General features: G+C 70.3%; 18 protein-coding genes. 10 read left to right on the forward strand and 8 right to left on the reverse strand.

Features of this window, described 5'->3' with window-relative positions; genetic code table 11:
- Positions 1 to 46: 46 nt before the first annotated feature.
- Both ACQPWZ_RS33360 and ACQPWZ_RS33365 read right to left on the reverse strand, forming a co-directional pair.
- A complete protein-coding gene (locus ACQPWZ_RS33360) occupies positions 47 to 1,306 on the reverse strand; it encodes an RNA polymerase sigma factor (protein ID WP_433573280.1) in 1,260 nt (419 codons plus the stop codon).
- Positions 1,307 to 1,405: 99 nt separating this feature from the next.
- A complete protein-coding gene (locus tag ACQPWZ_RS33365; RefSeq protein WP_340477136.1) occupies positions 1,406 to 1,810 on the reverse strand; it encodes a YciI family protein in 405 nt (134 codons plus the stop codon).
- A gap of 202 nt (positions 1,811 to 2,012) precedes the next feature.
- On the opposite strand from ACQPWZ_RS33365, the gene ACQPWZ_RS33370 reads away from it, so the two are divergent.
- The 4 genes from ACQPWZ_RS33370 (at position 2,013) to ACQPWZ_RS33385 (ending at position 6,718) form a co-directional block, all read left to right on the forward strand.
- The gene (locus ACQPWZ_RS33370; protein WP_340477137.1) at positions 2,013 to 3,671 is read left to right on the forward strand and encodes an FAD-dependent oxidoreductase; all 1,659 of its coding nucleotides are present in this window, start codon (positions 2,013 to 2,015) and stop codon (positions 3,669 to 3,671) included.
- Positions 3,668 to 5,161 (forward strand): ATP-binding protein, encoded by a 1,494-nt coding sequence (locus tag ACQPWZ_RS33375; RefSeq protein WP_433573281.1) that lies wholly within the window; start codon positions 3,668 to 3,670, stop codon positions 5,159 to 5,161. Before ACQPWZ_RS33370 ends, ACQPWZ_RS33375 begins: the two co-directional genes overlap by 4 nt.
- A 15-nt stretch (positions 5,162 to 5,176) precedes the next feature.
- Entirely contained in the window at positions 5,177 to 5,539 is a 363-nt protein-coding gene (locus ACQPWZ_RS33380) for a UBP-type zinc finger domain-containing protein (RefSeq protein WP_340477140.1), read from the forward strand.
- Positions 5,540 to 5,608: 69 nt separating this feature from the next.
- Positions 5,609 to 6,718 carry a DUF475 domain-containing protein gene (locus tag ACQPWZ_RS33385; RefSeq protein WP_433573282.1) on the forward strand — a complete coding sequence of 370 codons (1,110 nt, stop codon included), beginning with the start codon at positions 5,609 to 5,611 and terminating at the stop codon, positions 6,716 to 6,718.
- A gap of 9 nt (positions 6,719 to 6,727) precedes the next feature.
- Here the strand turns inward: ACQPWZ_RS33385 and ACQPWZ_RS33390 are convergent, their stop codons facing one another.
- Both ACQPWZ_RS33390 and ACQPWZ_RS33395 read right to left on the reverse strand, forming a co-directional pair.
- Positions 6,728 to 7,492, reverse strand: coding sequence for a YqjF family protein (locus ACQPWZ_RS33390; protein ID WP_433573283.1), 765 nt, complete (start codon positions 7,490 to 7,492; stop codon positions 6,728 to 6,730).
- A gap of 43 nt (positions 7,493 to 7,535) precedes the next feature.
- Positions 7,536 to 8,060, reverse strand: coding sequence for a hypothetical protein (locus tag ACQPWZ_RS33395; RefSeq protein ID WP_405574865.1), 525 nt, complete (start codon positions 8,058 to 8,060; stop codon positions 7,536 to 7,538).
- A gap of 172 nt (positions 8,061 to 8,232) precedes the next feature.
- Between ACQPWZ_RS33395 and ACQPWZ_RS33400 the strand changes: the two genes are divergently transcribed.
- Both ACQPWZ_RS33400 and ACQPWZ_RS33405 read left to right on the forward strand, forming a co-directional pair.
- Complete coding sequence (locus tag ACQPWZ_RS33400; protein ID WP_433573284.1) at positions 8,233 to 8,583, forward strand: PRC-barrel domain-containing protein; 351 nt, start codon at positions 8,233 to 8,235, stop codon at positions 8,581 to 8,583.
- Positions 8,584 to 8,850: 267 nt separating this feature from the next.
- Positions 8,851 to 9,726, forward strand: coding sequence for a SigB/SigF/SigG family RNA polymerase sigma factor (locus ACQPWZ_RS33405; protein WP_405576058.1), 876 nt, complete (start codon positions 8,851 to 8,853; stop codon positions 9,724 to 9,726).
- 35 nt (positions 9,727 to 9,761) lie between these two features.
- Here ACQPWZ_RS33405 and ACQPWZ_RS33410 read toward each other — a convergent pair whose 3' ends face one another.
- Both ACQPWZ_RS33410 and nhaA read right to left on the reverse strand, forming a co-directional pair.
- The gene (locus tag ACQPWZ_RS33410) at positions 9,762 to 10,190 is read right to left on the reverse strand and encodes an ATP-binding protein (protein WP_356699947.1); all 429 of its coding nucleotides are present in this window, start codon (positions 10,188 to 10,190) and stop codon (positions 9,762 to 9,764) included.
- A gap of 121 nt (positions 10,191 to 10,311) precedes the next feature.
- Positions 10,312 to 12,204 (reverse strand): Na+/H+ antiporter NhaA, encoded by a 1,893-nt coding sequence (nhaA, locus tag ACQPWZ_RS33415; protein WP_433573285.1) that lies wholly within the window; start codon positions 12,202 to 12,204, stop codon positions 10,312 to 10,314.
- A gap of 150 nt (positions 12,205 to 12,354) precedes the next feature.
- On the opposite strand from nhaA, the gene ykgO reads away from it, so the two are divergent.
- The 4 genes from ykgO to ACQPWZ_RS33435 all read left to right on the forward strand — a co-directional run bounded on the left by ykgO (position 12,355) and on the right by ACQPWZ_RS33435 (position 13,973).
- Complete coding sequence (gene ykgO / locus ACQPWZ_RS33420) at positions 12,355 to 12,477, forward strand: type B 50S ribosomal protein L36 (RefSeq protein WP_028801377.1); 123 nt, start codon at positions 12,355 to 12,357, stop codon at positions 12,475 to 12,477.
- Between the two features lie 112 nt (positions 12,478 to 12,589).
- Complete coding sequence (rpmG, locus tag ACQPWZ_RS33425) at positions 12,590 to 12,754, forward strand: 50S ribosomal protein L33 (protein ID WP_340477146.1); 165 nt, start codon at positions 12,590 to 12,592, stop codon at positions 12,752 to 12,754.
- A gap of 56 nt (positions 12,755 to 12,810) precedes the next feature.
- Positions 12,811 to 13,074, forward strand: coding sequence for a type B 50S ribosomal protein L31 (locus ACQPWZ_RS33430; RefSeq protein WP_433573286.1), 264 nt, complete (start codon positions 12,811 to 12,813; stop codon positions 13,072 to 13,074).
- Between the two features lie 203 nt (positions 13,075 to 13,277).
- Complete coding sequence (locus ACQPWZ_RS33435) at positions 13,278 to 13,973, forward strand: lysophospholipid acyltransferase family protein (protein WP_340477148.1); 696 nt, start codon at positions 13,278 to 13,280, stop codon at positions 13,971 to 13,973.
- Between the two features lie 81 nt (positions 13,974 to 14,054).
- Here the strand turns inward: ACQPWZ_RS33435 and ACQPWZ_RS33440 are convergent, their stop codons facing one another.
- Both ACQPWZ_RS33440 and ACQPWZ_RS33445 read right to left on the reverse strand, forming a co-directional pair.
- On the reverse strand, positions 14,055 to 15,494 hold the full coding sequence (locus ACQPWZ_RS33440) for an NADH-quinone oxidoreductase subunit N (RefSeq protein ID WP_433573287.1): 1,440 nt from the start codon (positions 15,492 to 15,494) through the stop codon (positions 14,055 to 14,057).
- Positions 15,491 to 16,996, reverse strand: coding sequence for a complex I subunit 4 family protein (locus ACQPWZ_RS33445; RefSeq protein ID WP_433573288.1), 1,506 nt, complete (start codon positions 16,994 to 16,996; stop codon positions 15,491 to 15,493). Before ACQPWZ_RS33445 ends, ACQPWZ_RS33440 begins: the two co-directional genes overlap by 4 nt.
- Between the last annotated feature and the right edge of the window lie 2 nt (positions 16,997 to 16,998).

Genomic DNA, 16,998 nt, shown 5'->3' on the forward strand with positions numbered 1-16,998 from the left:
GGCGGCATCCTGAGAAACGAGGTCGTGGCCCCGTACCTGTTCGCGCCTACGAGCGCCCCTGCGCGGGTCCGCCTTCGCCCTCCGCCGCGAGTTCGGCCGCCTGGATGGTGAGGTAGTTCCGCTCCGGGAGGCTCGCCGTCCGGTTGGCGGCGGCCCGGTAGTTCGCCACTGCCCCCTCCCGGTCCCCGGCCATTCGCAGCAGATGGGCGCGCACCACGTACAGCCGGTGGTGGTCCTTGAGCCGCGCGTCCGACGACAGATCCTCCAGTACCTCCAGACCGGCGTCGGGGCCGTGCACCATGGCGGCGGCGACCGCCCGGTTGAGTACGACGAAGGGGTTGGCCGAGATGCGCTCCAGCACGCCGTACAGCGCGAGGATCTGCGGCCAGTCCGTCTCCTCGGCCGTCGGCGACTCGTCGTGCACCGCGGCGATCGCCGCCTGCACCTGGTACGGGCCGACCGGGCCGCGGGGCAGTGCCGCGGTGATCAGGGCGACGCCTTCGGCGACGGCGTCGGCGTCCCACAGGCTGCGGTCCTGTTCGGCCAGGGGGATCAGTTCACCGGCGGGGCCGGTCCGTGCCGGTCCGCGCGCGTCGTTCAGCAGCATCAGGGCCAGCAGTCCGGTCACTTCGCCGTCGTCGGGGAGCTGGGCATGCACGGCACGTGTCAGCCGGATCGCTTCGGTCGAGAGCTCGACGCGCCGGACATCCGGGCCGGTACTGCTCGTGTGACCCTCGTTGAAGATCAGGTACAGCACCTGAAGGGCCGCGTCCAGCCGGTCCGGCCACTCCTCGCGGTCCGGCATGCGAAACGGGATCCCCGACGTTTTGATGCGCTGCTTCGCACGGCTGATCCGCTGGCCCATGGTGGGTTCCGGAACCATGAACGCCTGGGCGATCTCGCCGGTCGTCAGTCCCCCGACGGAACGCAGCGTGAGCGCGATCGCCGCCTCGGGCGACAGCGCGGGGTGGCAGCACAGGAAGAGCAGCATGAGCGTGTCGTCATGGTCCGCACCGTGCGCGGTGTCCGCAGCCGGCGCGGTCCGCCGGTCCGCCGGGTTCTGCGCGGCGACCAGTTCCTCCCGGCGGCGGCGGGCCTGCTCGCTCCTGACCTGCTCGGTCATCCGCCGCTGCGCGACCTTGATCAGCCAGCCCCGCGGATTGCGCGGCACCCCCTCCTCCGGCCACTGGTGCGTGGCCGCGAGCAGAGCTTCCTGGGTCGCGTCCTCGGCCGTCTCGAAGTCGCCGTAGCGCCGGGTGAGCACGCCGACGACCTGCGGCGCCAGACGGCGCAGCAGGTCGCTCACGGACTCGGTCGGGTCGGTCAGCGTCGTGGTCCCTGTCCTTGATGGGCGTCGATCGGCCGGGCGGCGGTGGGCCCGGGGGACGGGCCCGACCGCTCCTTCCTACAGGTCGACGGGCGGGGCCGACATCACCTGCCGCACCTCGATCGGCATGTTCAGGGGCGCTCCGCCGGGGCCGGGAGCGGCCGACACGGCGGCTGCGATCTCGACGGCGCGCTCGGGGGTCGGGCAGTCCACGATCCAGTAGCCGGCGAGGAACTCCTTCGTCTCCGGGAAGGGGCCCTCGGTCACCACCGGCGCCCCGCCGCCGTGCCCCCGGACGATCTTGGCCGTCTCCGGCATGGCCAGCCCCTGGCCGTCGACCAGCTCGCCGCTGGCCGTGAGCTGCTCATTGGTCTCGTTCATGAAGGCCATATGGGCCTTGACCTCGTCGGCGGACCAGGAGGTGATCGGCGGCAGCGCGTCCTGCATGTCCGCGCTGAACTGCATGAGCAGCATGTACTTCATGGTGGTCTCCCTCTGTCCGGGGAGCCCCTCCCGGGGCGCCCTCGCAGGTAGGTAGAAGCACGGGCCGCGTTTTCGACAGCCTCCGGACGATCTGCCGAAAAATCTAGCGGTAGCTTCCCCCGGGCGCCGCGCCGACCGCCGGATCCGCGATCGTCGGGCATTCGCATCGCATTCGTGATCGGTGCGGCGCATGATGGTGGGCATGGCGAAGCCGACCATCCTGACCGTCGATGACGATCCAGGAGTCTCCCGAGCCATCGCTCGCGACCTCCGTCGCCGGTACGGCGACCGGTACCGCGTGCTCCGGGCACCGTCGGGCGAAGAGGCGCTGGAGGCTCTGCGCGAGGTCAAGCTGCGGGGCGAACCACTCGCCGTGATGATCGCCGACTACCGCATGCCGACGATGAACGGCGTGCAGTTCCTGGAAGCGGCGATGGACCTCTTCCCGCTGGCCAGACGCGTCCTGCTGACGGCGTACGCCGACACCGGGGCCGCCATCGACGCCATCAACATCGTCGATCTCGATCACTATCTGCTCAAGCCGTGGAGCCCGCCGGAGGAGAACCTCTACCCGGTGCTGGACTCCCTGCTGGAGCTGTGGTCGAACGCCCCCGAACGAGGGGCGGGCGAGACTCGTATCGTCGGCCACCGCTGGTCGGCGCCCTCCTTCTCCGTTCGGGAGTTCCTCGCCCGCAACCTCGTGCCCTACCGCTGGATCGCGGCCGACGAACCCGAGGGCAGACGGCTCCTGGACGCCGCGGGCCTGAGCGCCGACGACGTACCGCTGGTGATCACGTCCGAGGGCAAGACCCTGCAGTCGCCGACCGAGGCCGAGCTCGCCGCCCAGGTCGGCCTGAGCACCACACCCGCCTCCGATTTCTACGACGTCGTCGTCATCGGCGCCGGCCCCGCCGGTCTCGGAGCCGCGGTCTACGCGGCATCCGAAGGCCTGCGGACCGTCCTGGTGGAGCGCAGTGCGACGGGCGGGCAGGCCGGCCAGAGCAGCCGCATCGAGAACTACCTCGGCTTCCCGGACGGGGTGTCCGGTGCGCAGCTCACGGACCGGGCCCGCCGCCAGGCCACCCGCTTCGGCGCCGAGATCCTCAGCGCCCGTGAGGTGGTTTCCCTGGAAGCGGCGGGAGCGGGCCGGGTGCTGCGGTTCAGCGACGGCACCTCCATCGGAGCGCACACGGTGGTCCTTGCCACCGGGGTGTCGTACCGGCGACTGGAGGGAGAGGGCCTGAACGAGTTCACGGGAGCGGGCGTCTTCTACGGCTCGGCGTCGTTCGAGGCCGCGAACTGCTCCGGCCAGGACGTCTACATCGTCGGCGGCGCCAACTCCGCCGGCCAGGCCGCCGTCTACTTCTCCCGTTACGCCCGGCGCGTCCATCTCCTCGTCCGCGGCGCCGACTTGATCCGGTCGATGTCGTACTACCTCGTGCAGCAGATCAGCGCCATCGACACCATCGAGGTCCATCCGCACACCGAAGTGACGGGCGGCGAGGGCGACAGACATCTGCAACGGCTGACTCTGCGCGACAACCGGACCGGGGACGTGGTGACGACCGACACCTCCTGGCTGTTCGTCTTCATCGGCGCCGAGCCGCCCACCGACTGGCTGGACGGCGTGGTCGCCCGTGACGGTCGCGGCTTCGTGCTCACCGGTCCCGACCTGCTGACCGAGGGAGCGAGGCCCGCCCACTGGCCGCTGTCCCGGGACCCCTACCACCTCGAAACCAGCGTGCCCGGAGTCTTCGCCGCCGGAGACGTACGCGCTGATTCCGTCAAGCGGGTCGCATCCGCGGTGGGTGAGGGCGCCATGGCCGTCTCCCTGGTGCACCGCTATCTGGAGGCGCCATGAACGACCCGGGCCCGCGTACCGGGCTCACCCCGGCCGAACTTCAGGAACTGTTCCTCTTCGAGGCCCTCGACGACAAGCAGTTGCGGTGGCTGTCGGAACGCGGCCGCGTGGAGACACGACCGGGGGGCTCGCCCGTGTACTCCGAGGGTGAGGCAGCCACCTGCTTCTTCGTCCTGCTCAGCGGCACGGTCTCCATCGGCCGCCGTGTCCACGGCGACGACGTCGAGTTCAACCGCACCGACCAGCGGGGCGTCTACGCCGGGGCCACCCAGGCCTACATGGGGGACCGGGTGGACCAGGTCTACCCCAACACCCTGGAAGCGGTCACCGACGTCGAACTCTTCCTGCTGCCCGCGGATGAGTTCTCCTATGCCGTCCGCACCTGGTTCCCCATGGCGCTGCATCTGCTCGAAGGCCTCTTCTTCGGGACCCGGGCCAGCAACACCATCATCGGAGAACGCGAACGGCTGGTCGCCCTCGGCTCCCTCACCGCCGGCCTCACGCACGAGCTCAACAACCCCGCCGCCGCGGCCGTCCGGGCCACCGACACCCTGCGCGACAGGGTCACCAAAATGCGCCACAAGCTCGCCCTCATCGCCGACGGCCGGGTCGACGGGACCCAGCTGCACCGGCTGGTCGAGATGCAGGACGCGGCTGTTCAGCGGGCCACGAACGCCCCCAAGCTGACGGCGATCGAGTCGTCCGACGCCGAGGACGAGGTCGCCGACTGGCTGGAGGACCACGAGGTCGCCAGGCCCTGGGACATCGCACCCGTCCTGGTCGCCGGCGGCATCGACCCCGACTGGCTGGCGGACGCGACCGAGAACCTGGGCGACGAGAACCGTCAGGCAGCGGTGGGGTGGCTCACCTACACCGTCGACACCGAGCTGCTGATGAGCGAGATCGAGGACGCCGTCAGCCGTATCTCCGGCCTCGTCGACGCGGCACGCCAGTACTCGCAGCTCGACCGCTCCGCCCAGCAGCCCGTCGATGTGCACGAACTCCTCGACGCCACGCTCGTGATGCTCCAGGCCAAGATTCCCTCCGGTGTGCGCGTGGTCAAGGAGTTCGACCGCACCCTGCCGCCCGTCCCGGCGTACGGCGCCGAACTCAACCAGGTGTGGACGAACCTCATCGACAACGCGCTCGGTGCGATGGACGGCAGCGGCACCCTCACGATCACCACCTGGCGGGAGGGCGAGCGCCTCTTCATCGAGGTACGCGACACCGGCCCCGGCATCCCCGCCGACGTCCGCCCGCGGATCTTCGAGCCCTTCTTCACCACCAAACCGGTCGGCGAGGGCACCGGACTCGGTCTCGACATCTCCTATCGCATCGTCGTCAACAAGCACCACGGCGACATCCGGGTCGACTCGCGGCCCGGCGACACGCGCTTCCGCGTCTGTCTGCCCATCACACCCCCCTCGGACGACGACAGTCCGCCGCCCGAGGACGTCGGCAGTACCGGAACCGAACCAGCCTCCGGCTGAGTGAGGAGAGACGCCATGGCAGACGACCGGATCCCCGGTATCGACCCCGCGGCGAAGCCCAGCGGGGAGGGATGTGCCGAGTGCCTGGCCGGCGACGGGCCCGGCTGGTGGGTGCATCTGCGCCGCTGCGCCGCATGCGGCCACATCGGTTGCTGCGACTCGTCACCGTCGCAGCACGGCACGCGGCACGCGAAGCAGGAGGGCCACCCGTTCCTCACCAGCTTCGAACCGGGCGAGGAGTGGTTCTGGAACGTCGAGACGGAGCAGTACTACGAGGGCGGCCCCCAACTGCCGCCTCCCGCCGCCCATCCCCTCGCTCAGCCGACGCCCGGGCCGCAGGGCGCCGTACCTCCCGACTGGCAGCAGCACGTCAATTGATCGCGCGCCGTCCGGCGTGCCTATGGTGGGGTGATGTCGGTCTGCCTACGCGATTGATGGGGATGGCGGATGCTGTGGAAGACGTTTCGCTGGTCGTTCGGGGTCACCGCCCTCGGTCTCGTGGTGGCGGTGTTCTACGACGGGTGGGCGGCACTCGGGGTCGTCGCGATCCTGACCGTCCTCGAGGTCTCGCTGTCGTTCGACAACGCGGTGATCAATGCAGGAATCCTGAAGAAGATGAGCGCCTTCTGGCAGACCATCTTCCTCACGGTGGGCGTGCTGATCGCCGTCTTCGGTATGCGGCTGATCTTCCCGGTCGTCATCGTCGCCGTCAGCGCCCAGCTCAGTCCGGTCGACGCGGTGCACCTCGCCCTGACGGACAAGCCCCGCTACCAGGAACTCGTGACCGACGCGCATCCCTCGATCGCCGCGTTCGGCGGGATGTTCCTGCTGATGATCTTCCTCGACTTCGTCTTCGCCGAACGTGACATCAAGTGGCTCGGCCGGCTCGAGCGCCCGCTGGCCAAGCTGGGCAAGATCGAGATGCTGTCGGTCTGCATCGCCCTGATCGTGCTGATGATCAGCGCCACGACCTTCGCGACCCACGCCCATCAGCACGGCGGCACCCACGTCGACAAGGGCGAGACCGTGCTCATCTCGGGCGTCGCGGGGCTGGTGACGTATCTCGTGGTCGGCGGACTGTCGGGGTTCTTCGAGAACAGGCTGGAAGAGGCGGAGGAACGCGAGCACCGGGCCGAGGAGGAGGCACGGCGCAGCGGAAAAGAACCGTCCGCCGTCGTCCTGGTGGGCAAGGCCGCGTTCTTCATGTTCCTCTACCTCGAGGTCCTGGACGCGTCGTTCTCCTTCGACGGTGTCATCGGCGCCTTCGCCATCACCAACGACATCGTGCTCATGGCGCTGGGCCTCGGCATCGGGGCGATGTACGTCCGGTCGCTGACGGTCTATCTGGTCCGCCAGGGCACGCTCGACGACTACGTCTACCTGGAGCACGGCGCGCACTACGCGATCGGCGCCCTCGCCGTCATCCTGCTCATCACCATCCAGTACCAGATCAACGAGATCATCACCGGACTGATCGGTGTCGTGCTGATCGGGGCGTCGTTCCTGTCGTCCGTACGCCGCAACAAGGCCCTCGCCGCCGACGGCGAAGACCCCTGATCGGCGCCGTCAGGGAGTGGGGATGCCGCCCGGCCGGGCGGGGCGGCCGAACCGTACCGGGACACCGGGCGAGTACAGGACGCTCACCGGATCGCCGACGGGTGCCGGGAGCCCGGCGGCCGTGATGAGGGACTCGTCGCACTCGACCAGATCGGCCCGGTGCAGCGGCCACCGGGGGTGGGTGTTGGGCAGGTAGAGCTGCCGTCCGAAGAAGGTGCTGTGCATGCCCCAGCGAGCGGTGAGGAAGTGTTCGAGGTCGCTCGGCTCCTCGATGCTCTCCCTGATGCGGATGCTGATCCTGCTGTGCGCGCCCCGAGGCCCCGGCCAACGCCGGGCGCTGTTGTAGGTGATCGTCTCGTCCGTGTGACGGATGGTCATCCGCGACCACATGTACGGCAGTCTGAAGAGGGCGCGGGCCACCGCCACGGGGATGAACCGTGAGGCGTCGAGCGAACGGAAGACGACCCCACGCCGTCCGTGTGCGTCCACCGAGTAGAGCCGGACATTGGTCTCCGGGAAGGTCCCCAGATACGGGACTCCGGGCAGCCGGAACCACCCCACGCGGTGCATACGGAAGGCGACGAGGCCGACGTAACTGACCCCGTCGAGCGTGTCGGGCACGGTTCCGGTGGGGAGCAGGGGAGCCACATCGGCCGGGTCCACGGCCCAGTGCAGGAACGCCAGGTCCAGCCACGACTGCGTGAGCAGCGGGTTCTCCGTACGGTGCGGAGGGTCGGCCGCTATCGGGCCCGCGTCGAACGATGGATGGGACACCGCGCCAGCATCTCAGACGCGGCCCACGGACCGGCTACCGCCGTCAGTTCCGCGCGCGCCCACCGCCCAGCACGTCGGCCGCGACGGACGTCCGCATCGCCTCCAGGGCCGCTGCCTGCTCCTTCGCCCGGTCGAGGAGTCCGTCGAGTTGGCCCGCGTCCAGCCGGTCGTCGGACTCGGCCAGCGCACGCAGCGTCCGCCAGCAGGACGCCTTCCCCTCCACCCCCAGCCGCATGACCTCCAGCTCCAGGACGTCGCTGAGCGGCGAGCGGGAGGCGACGCGGCCGTTGAACTTCAGCCGGCCCGCCTTCTCGCCCATCCACCCGAGGGCGACCTTGGCCCGCTGCGGCGGCACACCGAGCTGCGCCATGAGCCGGAGCAGCGTCTCCCGGTCCGCCGCCACCTCGGCGGCCAGTCTCGCGAGTTCCGTCCCGATCGAGCTGCTCCGGTGCGATCGCGCGGAGCGCCGCAGCAGCTCCACGCCGCCCGTCGCACCGGACAGATGGTCGTTGAGATAGATCCGCAGCAGCGACGAAGTGTCTCGGGTACCGGCCGCCTGGGTCTCCATGACAGTCCTCCAGCTCGTGGAGTGCGGTGGGATCTCCATGGTGCTACGGCCCGCGTCGTGTGTCCTGTGCGGTGTGTGACCCGCTCCCGCAGGGGAACTCGGAGTCCGTCAGGGCCGGGGCTCCGTGAAGGGGCCTGCCGGCCGGGTGCGCATCGCGGACGAGGAGGCGCGCGTGAGCGAGAACATCTGGGGTTACCCGCAGACGGCAGGGCATATCGCGGGGGTCGACCTGGTCGGGTACAAGGTCGAGGCTCTGGACGGAAGCATCGGCAAGGTCGACAAGCACTCCGACGACATCGGCTCCGCCTATCTGGTCGTCGACACCGGGATATGGATCTTCGGCAAGCAGGTTCTGCTGCCCGCCGGCACCGTCTCCCGCATCGACACCGACGGCGAGACGATCCACGTCGACCGCACGAAGGCGCAGATCAAGGACGCTCCCGAGTTCGACAAGGAGGAGCACCTCGGGGATCTGGGCTATCACCAGCAGCTCGGCGGGTACTACGGCAGCCACCGCGCCTGACGGTGTCCCGGGCCCCTGACGGTGTCCCGGGCCCTTGACGGTGTCCCGGGCCGTGGGCATGCCCTGCCCACGGTCTGATCCATCGGGCTGGTCCGATGGCCCGGTTCGTCGTTCCGATCGTCCGTCGTACCGACCCGGCGGTCCCGATCAGGTCGGCTCTGATCCGGTGCAAAAGTTGTCGGGCGGCAACGGTGTAGGGCCGCGCTGTCGGGGCAGGTGCCTGAAAGGCCCCCAACCCGAGGTGACGTCGTGACGACATCCACACAGGTGAGCGGAACGCCCCGTACGAGCCGCCGGTCGGCACCGCCGGCGGTGCTGGACGCCACGGGCGGACTGCCCTGGATCGACGACGCGGGCAAGATCGCCCCCAAGGACGCCCGGGAGCTGTCGCGGCTGTTCTTCTCCCGGCTCCAGGCCCTGGACGAAGGCACCCACGAGTACCAGTACGCCCGCAACACACTGATCGAGATGAACCTGTCCCTGGTCCGCTTCGCCGCCCGGCGGTTCCGCAACCGCGGCAGCGGCGAGATGGAGGACATCGTCCAGGTCGGCACCATCGGGCTGATCAAGGCGATCGACCGGTTCGAACTGGCCCGCGAGGTCGAGTTCACCTCGTTCGCCGTGCCCTACATCGTGGGCGAGATCAAGCGGTACTTCCGCGACACCACCTGGGCCGTGCACGTGCCGCGCCGCCTCCAGGAGCTGCGCGTCGACCTGGCCAAGGCCAAGGAAGTGCTCTGCACCCGGATGGACCGCGACCCCACCGTCAAGGAGCTGGCCGCCCATCTGGACCTGACCGACGAGGAGGTCCTCGAAGGGCTGGTGGCCGCCAACGGTTACACCGCGGGTTCCATCGACACCCCCGGCGTCAGCGACGACGAGGCGGGCGACGGCGGACGTGTCTACGCCGACACCATGGGCGAGTGCGATCCTGCGATGGACCTCTTCGAGGACCTCCATGCCCTCGCTCCCCTCCTCGACCAGCTGGACGACCGCGAGCGGACCATCATCGACATGCGCTTCGGCGGCGAGATGACCCAGGCGCAGATCGGTGAGCAACTGGGCATCTCCCAGATGCACGTCTCGCGGCTGCTGGCCCGCACGCTGGGCAAACTGCGGTCCGGCCTGCTCACCGACCGGTGAGCCCGCGTTCTCCTGAGATCTGTCCGTGAGATCTCTCAGTCAGCGGGGTGCGGCGACGGCTCGCCGCCCGGGGTGAAGCAGGCCGTGATGGTCTTGCCACCCGGCTGGGGGCGGGTCTCCCAGTGGTCCGCGAGAGCGTCGATGAGCACGAGCCCTCGTCCTGACGGCCTGGTCGAGTCGGGTTCGCGGGGCGTGGGGACCCCGGTGTCCGAGTCGTGGACGCTGACGTGCAGGCACTCGCTGTCCCAGGTCAGGATGAGCTGGGCGTCGCTGTGGGCGTGCACATGCGCGTTGGTGACCAGCTCGGAGACGGTGAGCAGGACCGCGTCCACCGTCTCCGGCGCCCGCGCGGTCCAGCCGAGGGCCTCCAGGTGTTCCCGCGCCCACTCGCGTCCTGCCCGTACGCCGTCGGACACGGGGAAGGACTGGGCCCACCCCACGGCCCTCAACGAGGTGTCGGTCATGGTCTGCCCTCTCTGCACCGATAGCGGCTCCGGCCTGTCGAGTACCCGCTGACGGCCCGGACACCGGGCGTTCTGCGGGCCCTCGGCCGAAGTGCGGGATCAGGCGGTCGGGCAGGCCGGATCAGGTAGGCGGGGAGAGCAGGGAGCGCTGGCGGGCCAGTTCGACCGCCTCCGTCAGGCCGGTGATGTCGTACGCCCCTTGATGACGGCGCCCGTTGACGAAGAACGTCGGGGTACCGGTCACACCGCTCAGGTCGGCGGATTCCACGTCATCGGCGATCCGCCCGGCTCCACGGCGACGCTTGATGTGATGGCGGAAGGCGTCCACGTCCAGCCCCAGTTCCGAGGCGTAGCGCACCAGGTCGGTGGGGCGCAGCGCGTCCTGCCGCTCCATGAGCAGGTCGTGCATCTCCCAGAACGCCCCCTGCTCGCCGGCGGCCTCCGCCGCCTCGGCGGCGAGCTGGGCGTTGGGGTGCACATCGGTCAGGGGCAGGTGGCGGAACACATACCGGACGTCGCCTTCGTCCGCGAGCATTTCCCGTACGACCGGTTCCGCCTGGCCGCAGTAGGGACACTCGAAGTCGCCGTACTCGACGACGGTCACCGGGGCGTCCCGTGGGCCGCGCATCCTGTCGCGTTCCTCGTCGACCGGGACGGCGAGGTCCGTGAGGGGTTCGGTGGTGCCGAGCAGGGCACGGGCGCGACGGCGGGCCGGCAGCAGCCCGATCACCACGGTGATCGACCAGCTGACGACGAAGGCGCCGATCAGCGTGGCGAGAATGCCGATCTTGGCGTTGTCGAGCTCCTCGCCCTCGAAGGCCAGCGCGGCGATCAGCAGGGACACCGTGAAGCCGGCTCCCGAGATGCTGCCCGCCGCGGCGACCGAGCCCCAGCCCACCGGCGGGCGCAGCCGACGGCGGGTGAGGCGGGTGACCAGCGCCGTGGAGCCGAGGACGCCCACCAGCTTGCCGACCACGTACGCGGCGAGGATGCCGAGGGTCACGGGGGAGGTGAAGGCGCGCGCCAGTTCGTCCGCGCCCACCGGAATGCCGGCATTGGCCAGGGCGAACAGCGGCACGATCACATAGCTGGTCCAGGGGTGGTACATCTGCACCAGGCGCTCGTTCGTCGAGACGGCCGAGGCCAGGCCGCGCCGTACGGACCGTTCGAGTTCCGGCGTCGGCTGTTCACGGAAGCGGCGGAACAGCCCGCTGGCGGCCTCCAGATCGCTGCGTGCGGCCGGGTAGGCGACGGCGAGCGCCCCCACCGCGAGCCCCGTGACCACGGGGTCGATGCCCGCCTTCTGGAGCGCCACCCAGACGACCACGGCGAGCACCGCGTACGGCGGGCCTCGTCTGACGCCCGCGAAGCGGACCACGAGGATCAGAGCCAGCGCGCCGACGGCCACGGCGAGCGCCGGCAGGTGGATCGACTCGCTGTAGAAGACGGCGATGACCAGCAGCGCGATCAGGTCGTCGACCACGGCGACGGACAGGATGAAGGCCCGGAGCGATGCGGGGAGCCGCGAGCCGAGAATCGCGAGGATGCCGAGGGCGAAGGCCGTGTCCGTGGACATCGCCGCACCCCAGCCGTGCACCGAATCGCGGCCGCTGTTGATCGCCAGATAGATGAGAACCGGCACGATCATGCTGCTGACGCCGGCGAGGAGCGACAGCAGCACCCAGCGCCGGTCGCGCAGTTCGCCCACGTCGAACTCGCGCCGCGCCTCCAGCCCCACGACGAGGAAGAAGAACGTCATGAGTCCGCTGTTGATCCATTCGTGGAGATCCAGCGAGAGACCGTACGAGCCGATCCGGACGGACAGGTCGGTGGCCCACACCATCTCGTACGCGTGCAGATCGACGTTCGCCCAGACGAGGGCGGCCACCACGGCGGCGAGCAGCACGGCGGCACTGCCGGTCTCCGTGCGGAGGAAGTCCCGCAGGGGCTTGTTGACCTCACCGGCATCGGTCGTCCGACCTGAGAGGCCGGAGTCGTCCGCTGTCCCGCTCACCGGAGCAGTATCTCCGCACGGTGCGGCCTCAGCACCTCCGCGCGGCCCCGGCCGCCCGGCGGCACACCGGAGGAATAGAGACGGCGGGTTCCCGGTTGACGCATCCGCACAGGCTTTCCGGCCTGAGGCCCGACGGAAGGTGGAACGGCCGTGAAGGTTCGCAAGTCTCTTCGTTCCCTGAAGTCGAAGCCGGGAGCGCAGGTGGTCCGACGGAGGGGTGTCACCTTCGTCATCAACAAGAAGGACCCGCGCTTCAAGGCTCGTCAGGGCTGACCCACCGGCGGGTTCGCCCGGGGGAATACCTCGGGCAGGCCCGCCGTTGAAACAAGCAGACATTGACATGAGCGAGACAAGCTCAGGTGGGTGTTCCGCGCAAGGAGGACGCATGGCCCGCAGTACCGCACGCCCCGTCGTCACGCTCCGGTCGTCGGCCGGCACCGGCACCACATATGTGACGCGCAAGAACCGGCTCAACGACCCCGACCGCCTCGTGCTGCGCAAGTTCGACGCGGCAGCGGGGGAGCACGTCCTGTTCCGCGAGCAGCGCTGAAACACGCCGGCCGCCCGCTCTCCACAGCCGGCGGACGGCAGCAGGAAGGACACCGTATGAAGCCTCGTATCCACCCCGAATCCCGTCCGGTCGTCTTCCGTGACCGAGCCGCCGACGTGGCGTTCCTGACACGTTCGACCGCCGGCTCCGCACGGACGATCCAATGGGAGGACGGCAACACGTATCCCCTGATCGACGTGGAGACGTCCTCCGCGAGCCACCCGTTCTCCACGGGCACCTCGCGTGTGATGGACACCGCCGGTCGCGTACAGCGCTTCGAGCGCCGTTACGGGAGCAGCGCCGCCACCCGCCGCGGCTGAGGATCCGCCGACGCGGAGACGTGAACCGAGCAGGGCCCCGGTGTCATGGTCAGACGACCATGGCGCCGGGGCCTTTGCCGTCCCTCCCCACGGCCGGCCGGGGCGACCTACTCCGGAGATGAGTAGCAGCGCTCAGGCGCGGACCGGCCCCGCGGCCGACGATGAGGATCTCTTCCCGTCGTCGCCCCTGTGGAGGTCCGCCCATGCTCAGCCGTATCGCCGGGACCGTGGTGCCCGCATTCGGCCGTCTCACCGTGACGACGGACCCCGAGGCCCGGCTCGTGCCCGGCACTGTCGTCGTCGCGAACCACACCTCCCTCGCCGACCCGGCCGTGGTGCTCGCCGCGCTGCACCGCCTCGGTGTCGAGCCGGTGGTACTGGCGACCGCAGGGCTCTGGCGCGTTCCGGGACTCGGCCGGGCGCTCACCCACGAGGGCTTCGTCCCGGTGCACCGCAACGGCCCACGGGCGTCCGACGCCCTGGCCGGTGCCGCGGACGCCCTCGCGGCCGGCCGGATCGTCCTCATCTACGGAGAGGGCGGCATCCCGCCCCGGAAGGGCTCCGGCGAAGCCCCTCCCGCCGCATTCCGTACGGGCGTTGCCCGGCTCGCGCAGCACACCGGAGCTCCGGTGTCGCCGCTCGGCCAGGTGGGAGCCCGGCGGCTCTCGTCCGGCACCTGGGCGAAGCAACTGGCGGGACTGGTCACCGCTCCCGTGCGACGGCCTGCCCTGCACGTCCACGTCGGAGCGCCCCTGCGGCTCACGGGGGACGCGTCCCTGGCGTCGGCGCGGGTGCGCGAGGCCGTGACGGTTGCCTGGCGTACCGCGGCCGGTCACGTCGGTGAGCTGTGCCCGATCGCCTGTGCCGAGGAAGTCGCCCGTGAGCCGGTGGCAGCGTGACACGTCCCGTGCCTGGCACGGCCCGTGTCGAACGATCCGGAGCAGGGAGCCGGTTCCCGGTCGGTCAGCGGTCGCGGTCGGTCACTGGTTGAGCGGTCCGTCCAGGAGGGCCAGCACCGGTCCGCCGATCACTCCCAGCACGAGCGAGGCGGCGGCCGCGGTGCAGGCCACCGTGCGGGCCGTGCGGCTTCCCTCGTCGAACGCCTGCCGGCCGCCCCCGGGTGTCCGACGGTCACCGCGGCTGAGCGCGGGGACGATCCACCGCAGGTAGTAGAAGACGGATGCGACGGTGTTGAACGCGGCCAGGACGGCGAGCCAGGCGTACCCGCCGTCGATGACGGCGCTGAACACCTCGAGCTTGCCGAGAAAGACAGCCGTGGGCGGGGTACCGACCAGACCCAGCAGGCAGACGATCAGACTCACGGCCAACAGAGGCCGTTCACGCGCCAGTCCGCGGTAGTCGTCGACGGTCGTCCGGCCGGGCAGAGCGCAGACCACGGCGAATGCCCCGAGGTTGGTGACGGTGTAGGCGGCGAGGTAGTACAGCAGCGCCGGCTGGGCCCGGCCGGAGGCGGTCGCGACAGCCACCGGCATCAGCAGATAGCCGACCTGACTGATGGTCGAGTACGCCAGCAGCCGCTTGACGTCGTTCTGGAAGAAGGCCGCGAGGTTGCCCAGGGTCATCGACGCGGCGGCCAGGACGGCGATCAGCGCCGCCCACGGCAGTGGGCTGCCCGCCAGGGGCACCGCCCCGAGGCGGAATACGGCGGCGAGTGCACCGATCTTCGGCAGGGTGGCGAGGAGCGCGGCGACCGGTGGACTGCTGCCCTGCACCGCGTCCGGGACCCAGAAGTGGGCGGGCACCGCACCGGCCTTGAACAGCAGTCCGGCCAGCACGCCCAGTACCCCCGTGGCGAGCAGCGCTTCGGGCGCGTCCACCAGCGCCGTGGCCAGGAGGGGGTAGGAGGTCGCGCGGCCGGTGGCGTACACGAGGGTGACGCCGGTGAGCAGGAGAACGCCGAGGAGGGCGCCGACCACGTAGTACTTCAGGGCCGCTTCGGTGCCGGGGCCGTCCTTGCGGAAGCCGGCAAGGGTGTACGTGGGGATGGAGGCGAGCAGGTAGGCGGCGGCGAGGAGGAGCAGGTCCTGGGCCGCGGCCAGCATCACCGCGCCCAACAGGGCGAGTTGGAGCAGCACGTAGAACTCGGCCTCGCGCCGGTCGGCGTGCAGGGGGCGCAGGCTCAGGGCGAGGACGATCAGACCGCCGCCGAGGATGATGACGCGGCAGGCGCCGGTGAGCGGGTCGACGGCGAACGAGTCGCCGAAGACGGCGGTCGGGCTTCCGGAGGCCGCGACCACGGCAGCGACGATGCCCGCCGTGCAGGCGGCCCCGGCGCCGGCTCCGACGATCCACTGGCGGGAGCGGGGCAGCCAGGCACCCAGCAGCAGGCCCAGGACGGCCCCGGCGGCCAGGAAGATCTCGGGGAGGATCGCGACGGGATTCTCGTTCATCTCCGTCATCGCGTCAGCAGCTCCAGCACCGTGTGGGAGGCGGGTTCGATGACGTCGAGGAGGAAGCCGGGGGTGATGCCCACCACGACCGCCAGGGCCAGCAGCGGCACGACCGCCGTGTTCTCGTGGGCGCGCAGATCACCGAACGGCCGGGGCGCTCCTGGTGCGTCGGGCAGGCGCAGCGGCCCGAGGAACATCTTCTGGAGGGCGCGCAGGAACAGAGCGGCCGTCAGCAGGATGCCGAGGACGGACAGGGCGGTGGCCAGCGGCCGGGGCCCGAGGCTGCCGGTGAAGATCTGGAATTCCGCGATGAAGCCCGAGAAGCCGGGCAGTCCGAGGGAGGCGAAGGCGGCGACGGCCGTCATGCCGGTGAGCACCGGTGCGCGGGCCGCGATGCCGGAGTAGGCGTCCATGTCGTAGGTGCGGCCGCGTTCGTAGAGGGATCCGGCGAGGAGGAAGAGGGCGCCGGTGAGCAGTCCGTGACTGACCATCTGGGTGACCGCGCCGGTCACCGCCAGCGCCTGGGCCTGCCGGCTGGTGTCCGCGGTCGCGGCGGCGGCGCCGACGGCGAGGACGATGTAGCCCATGTGGTTGACCGACGTGTAGGCGATCATCCGTTTGAAGTCGGTCTGGGCCAGGGCGACGAGAGCCCCGTAGAGGATCGAGACGACGCCGATGACGACGATCACGGTGGCGTGGCGGCGCCAGGCGTCGGGCAGCATCGGCATGGCGATGCGCAGGAAGCCGTAGGTGCCCATCTTCAGCAGCACCCCGGCCAGGACGGCGGAGCCCGCGGCGGGCGCCTCGGTGTGCGCGAGCGGGAGCCAGGTGTGGAACGGCACGGTCGGTGTCTTGACCGCCAGCCCGATGCCGATCGCCAGCAGCACCACACCCGCGTAGCCGGCACGTCCGGCGAGCGGGTCCGCCGCGGCGAGGTCGGTCATGTCGAAGGTGTGCGGCGAGGCGGCCAGAAAGAGGCCGATGAAGCCGAGCAGCAACACCAGCGAGCCGAGGAAGGTGTAGAGGAAGAACATCAGCGCCGCGCGGGCCCGGTCGCGGTGGCCCCAGCCGGCGATGACGAAGTACATGCCCACGATGGACAGATCGAAGAAGACGAAGAACAGGATCAGGTCCAGCGAGACGAACAGACCCAGGCACGTCGTTTCCAGGAACAGGAACAGGGCCGCGAACTCGCGGATCCGGCGGGTGTCGCGCCAGGACCGTACGGCGCAGGCCGCGAACAGCACGCAGGTCAGGCCGAGCATCGGCAGGGACAGCCCGTCCACACCGACGTGGTAGCCGACGCCTGCGCCGGGGATCCACCGCACCCGTGTCTCGTACTGCATCCCCCCGTCCGCGTCGTAGCCGGCCCACAGGACGACGACGAAAGCCAGCAGGGCGACCGTCGTCGCCGTCCAGATCGCGCGGACCGTCCGGTCGGACGTACGGCGGGGGAGCGCGAGGAGCAGCAGGGCGACGGCGAGAGGGGCGAAGGCGAGGACGGTCAGCACCG

Origin of the sequence: Streptomyces sp. CA-251247 (genome assembly GCF_050952975.1) — a bacterium.
Lineage (GTDB): Bacteria > Actinomycetota > Actinomycetes > Streptomycetales > Streptomycetaceae > Streptomyces > Streptomyces achmelvichensis.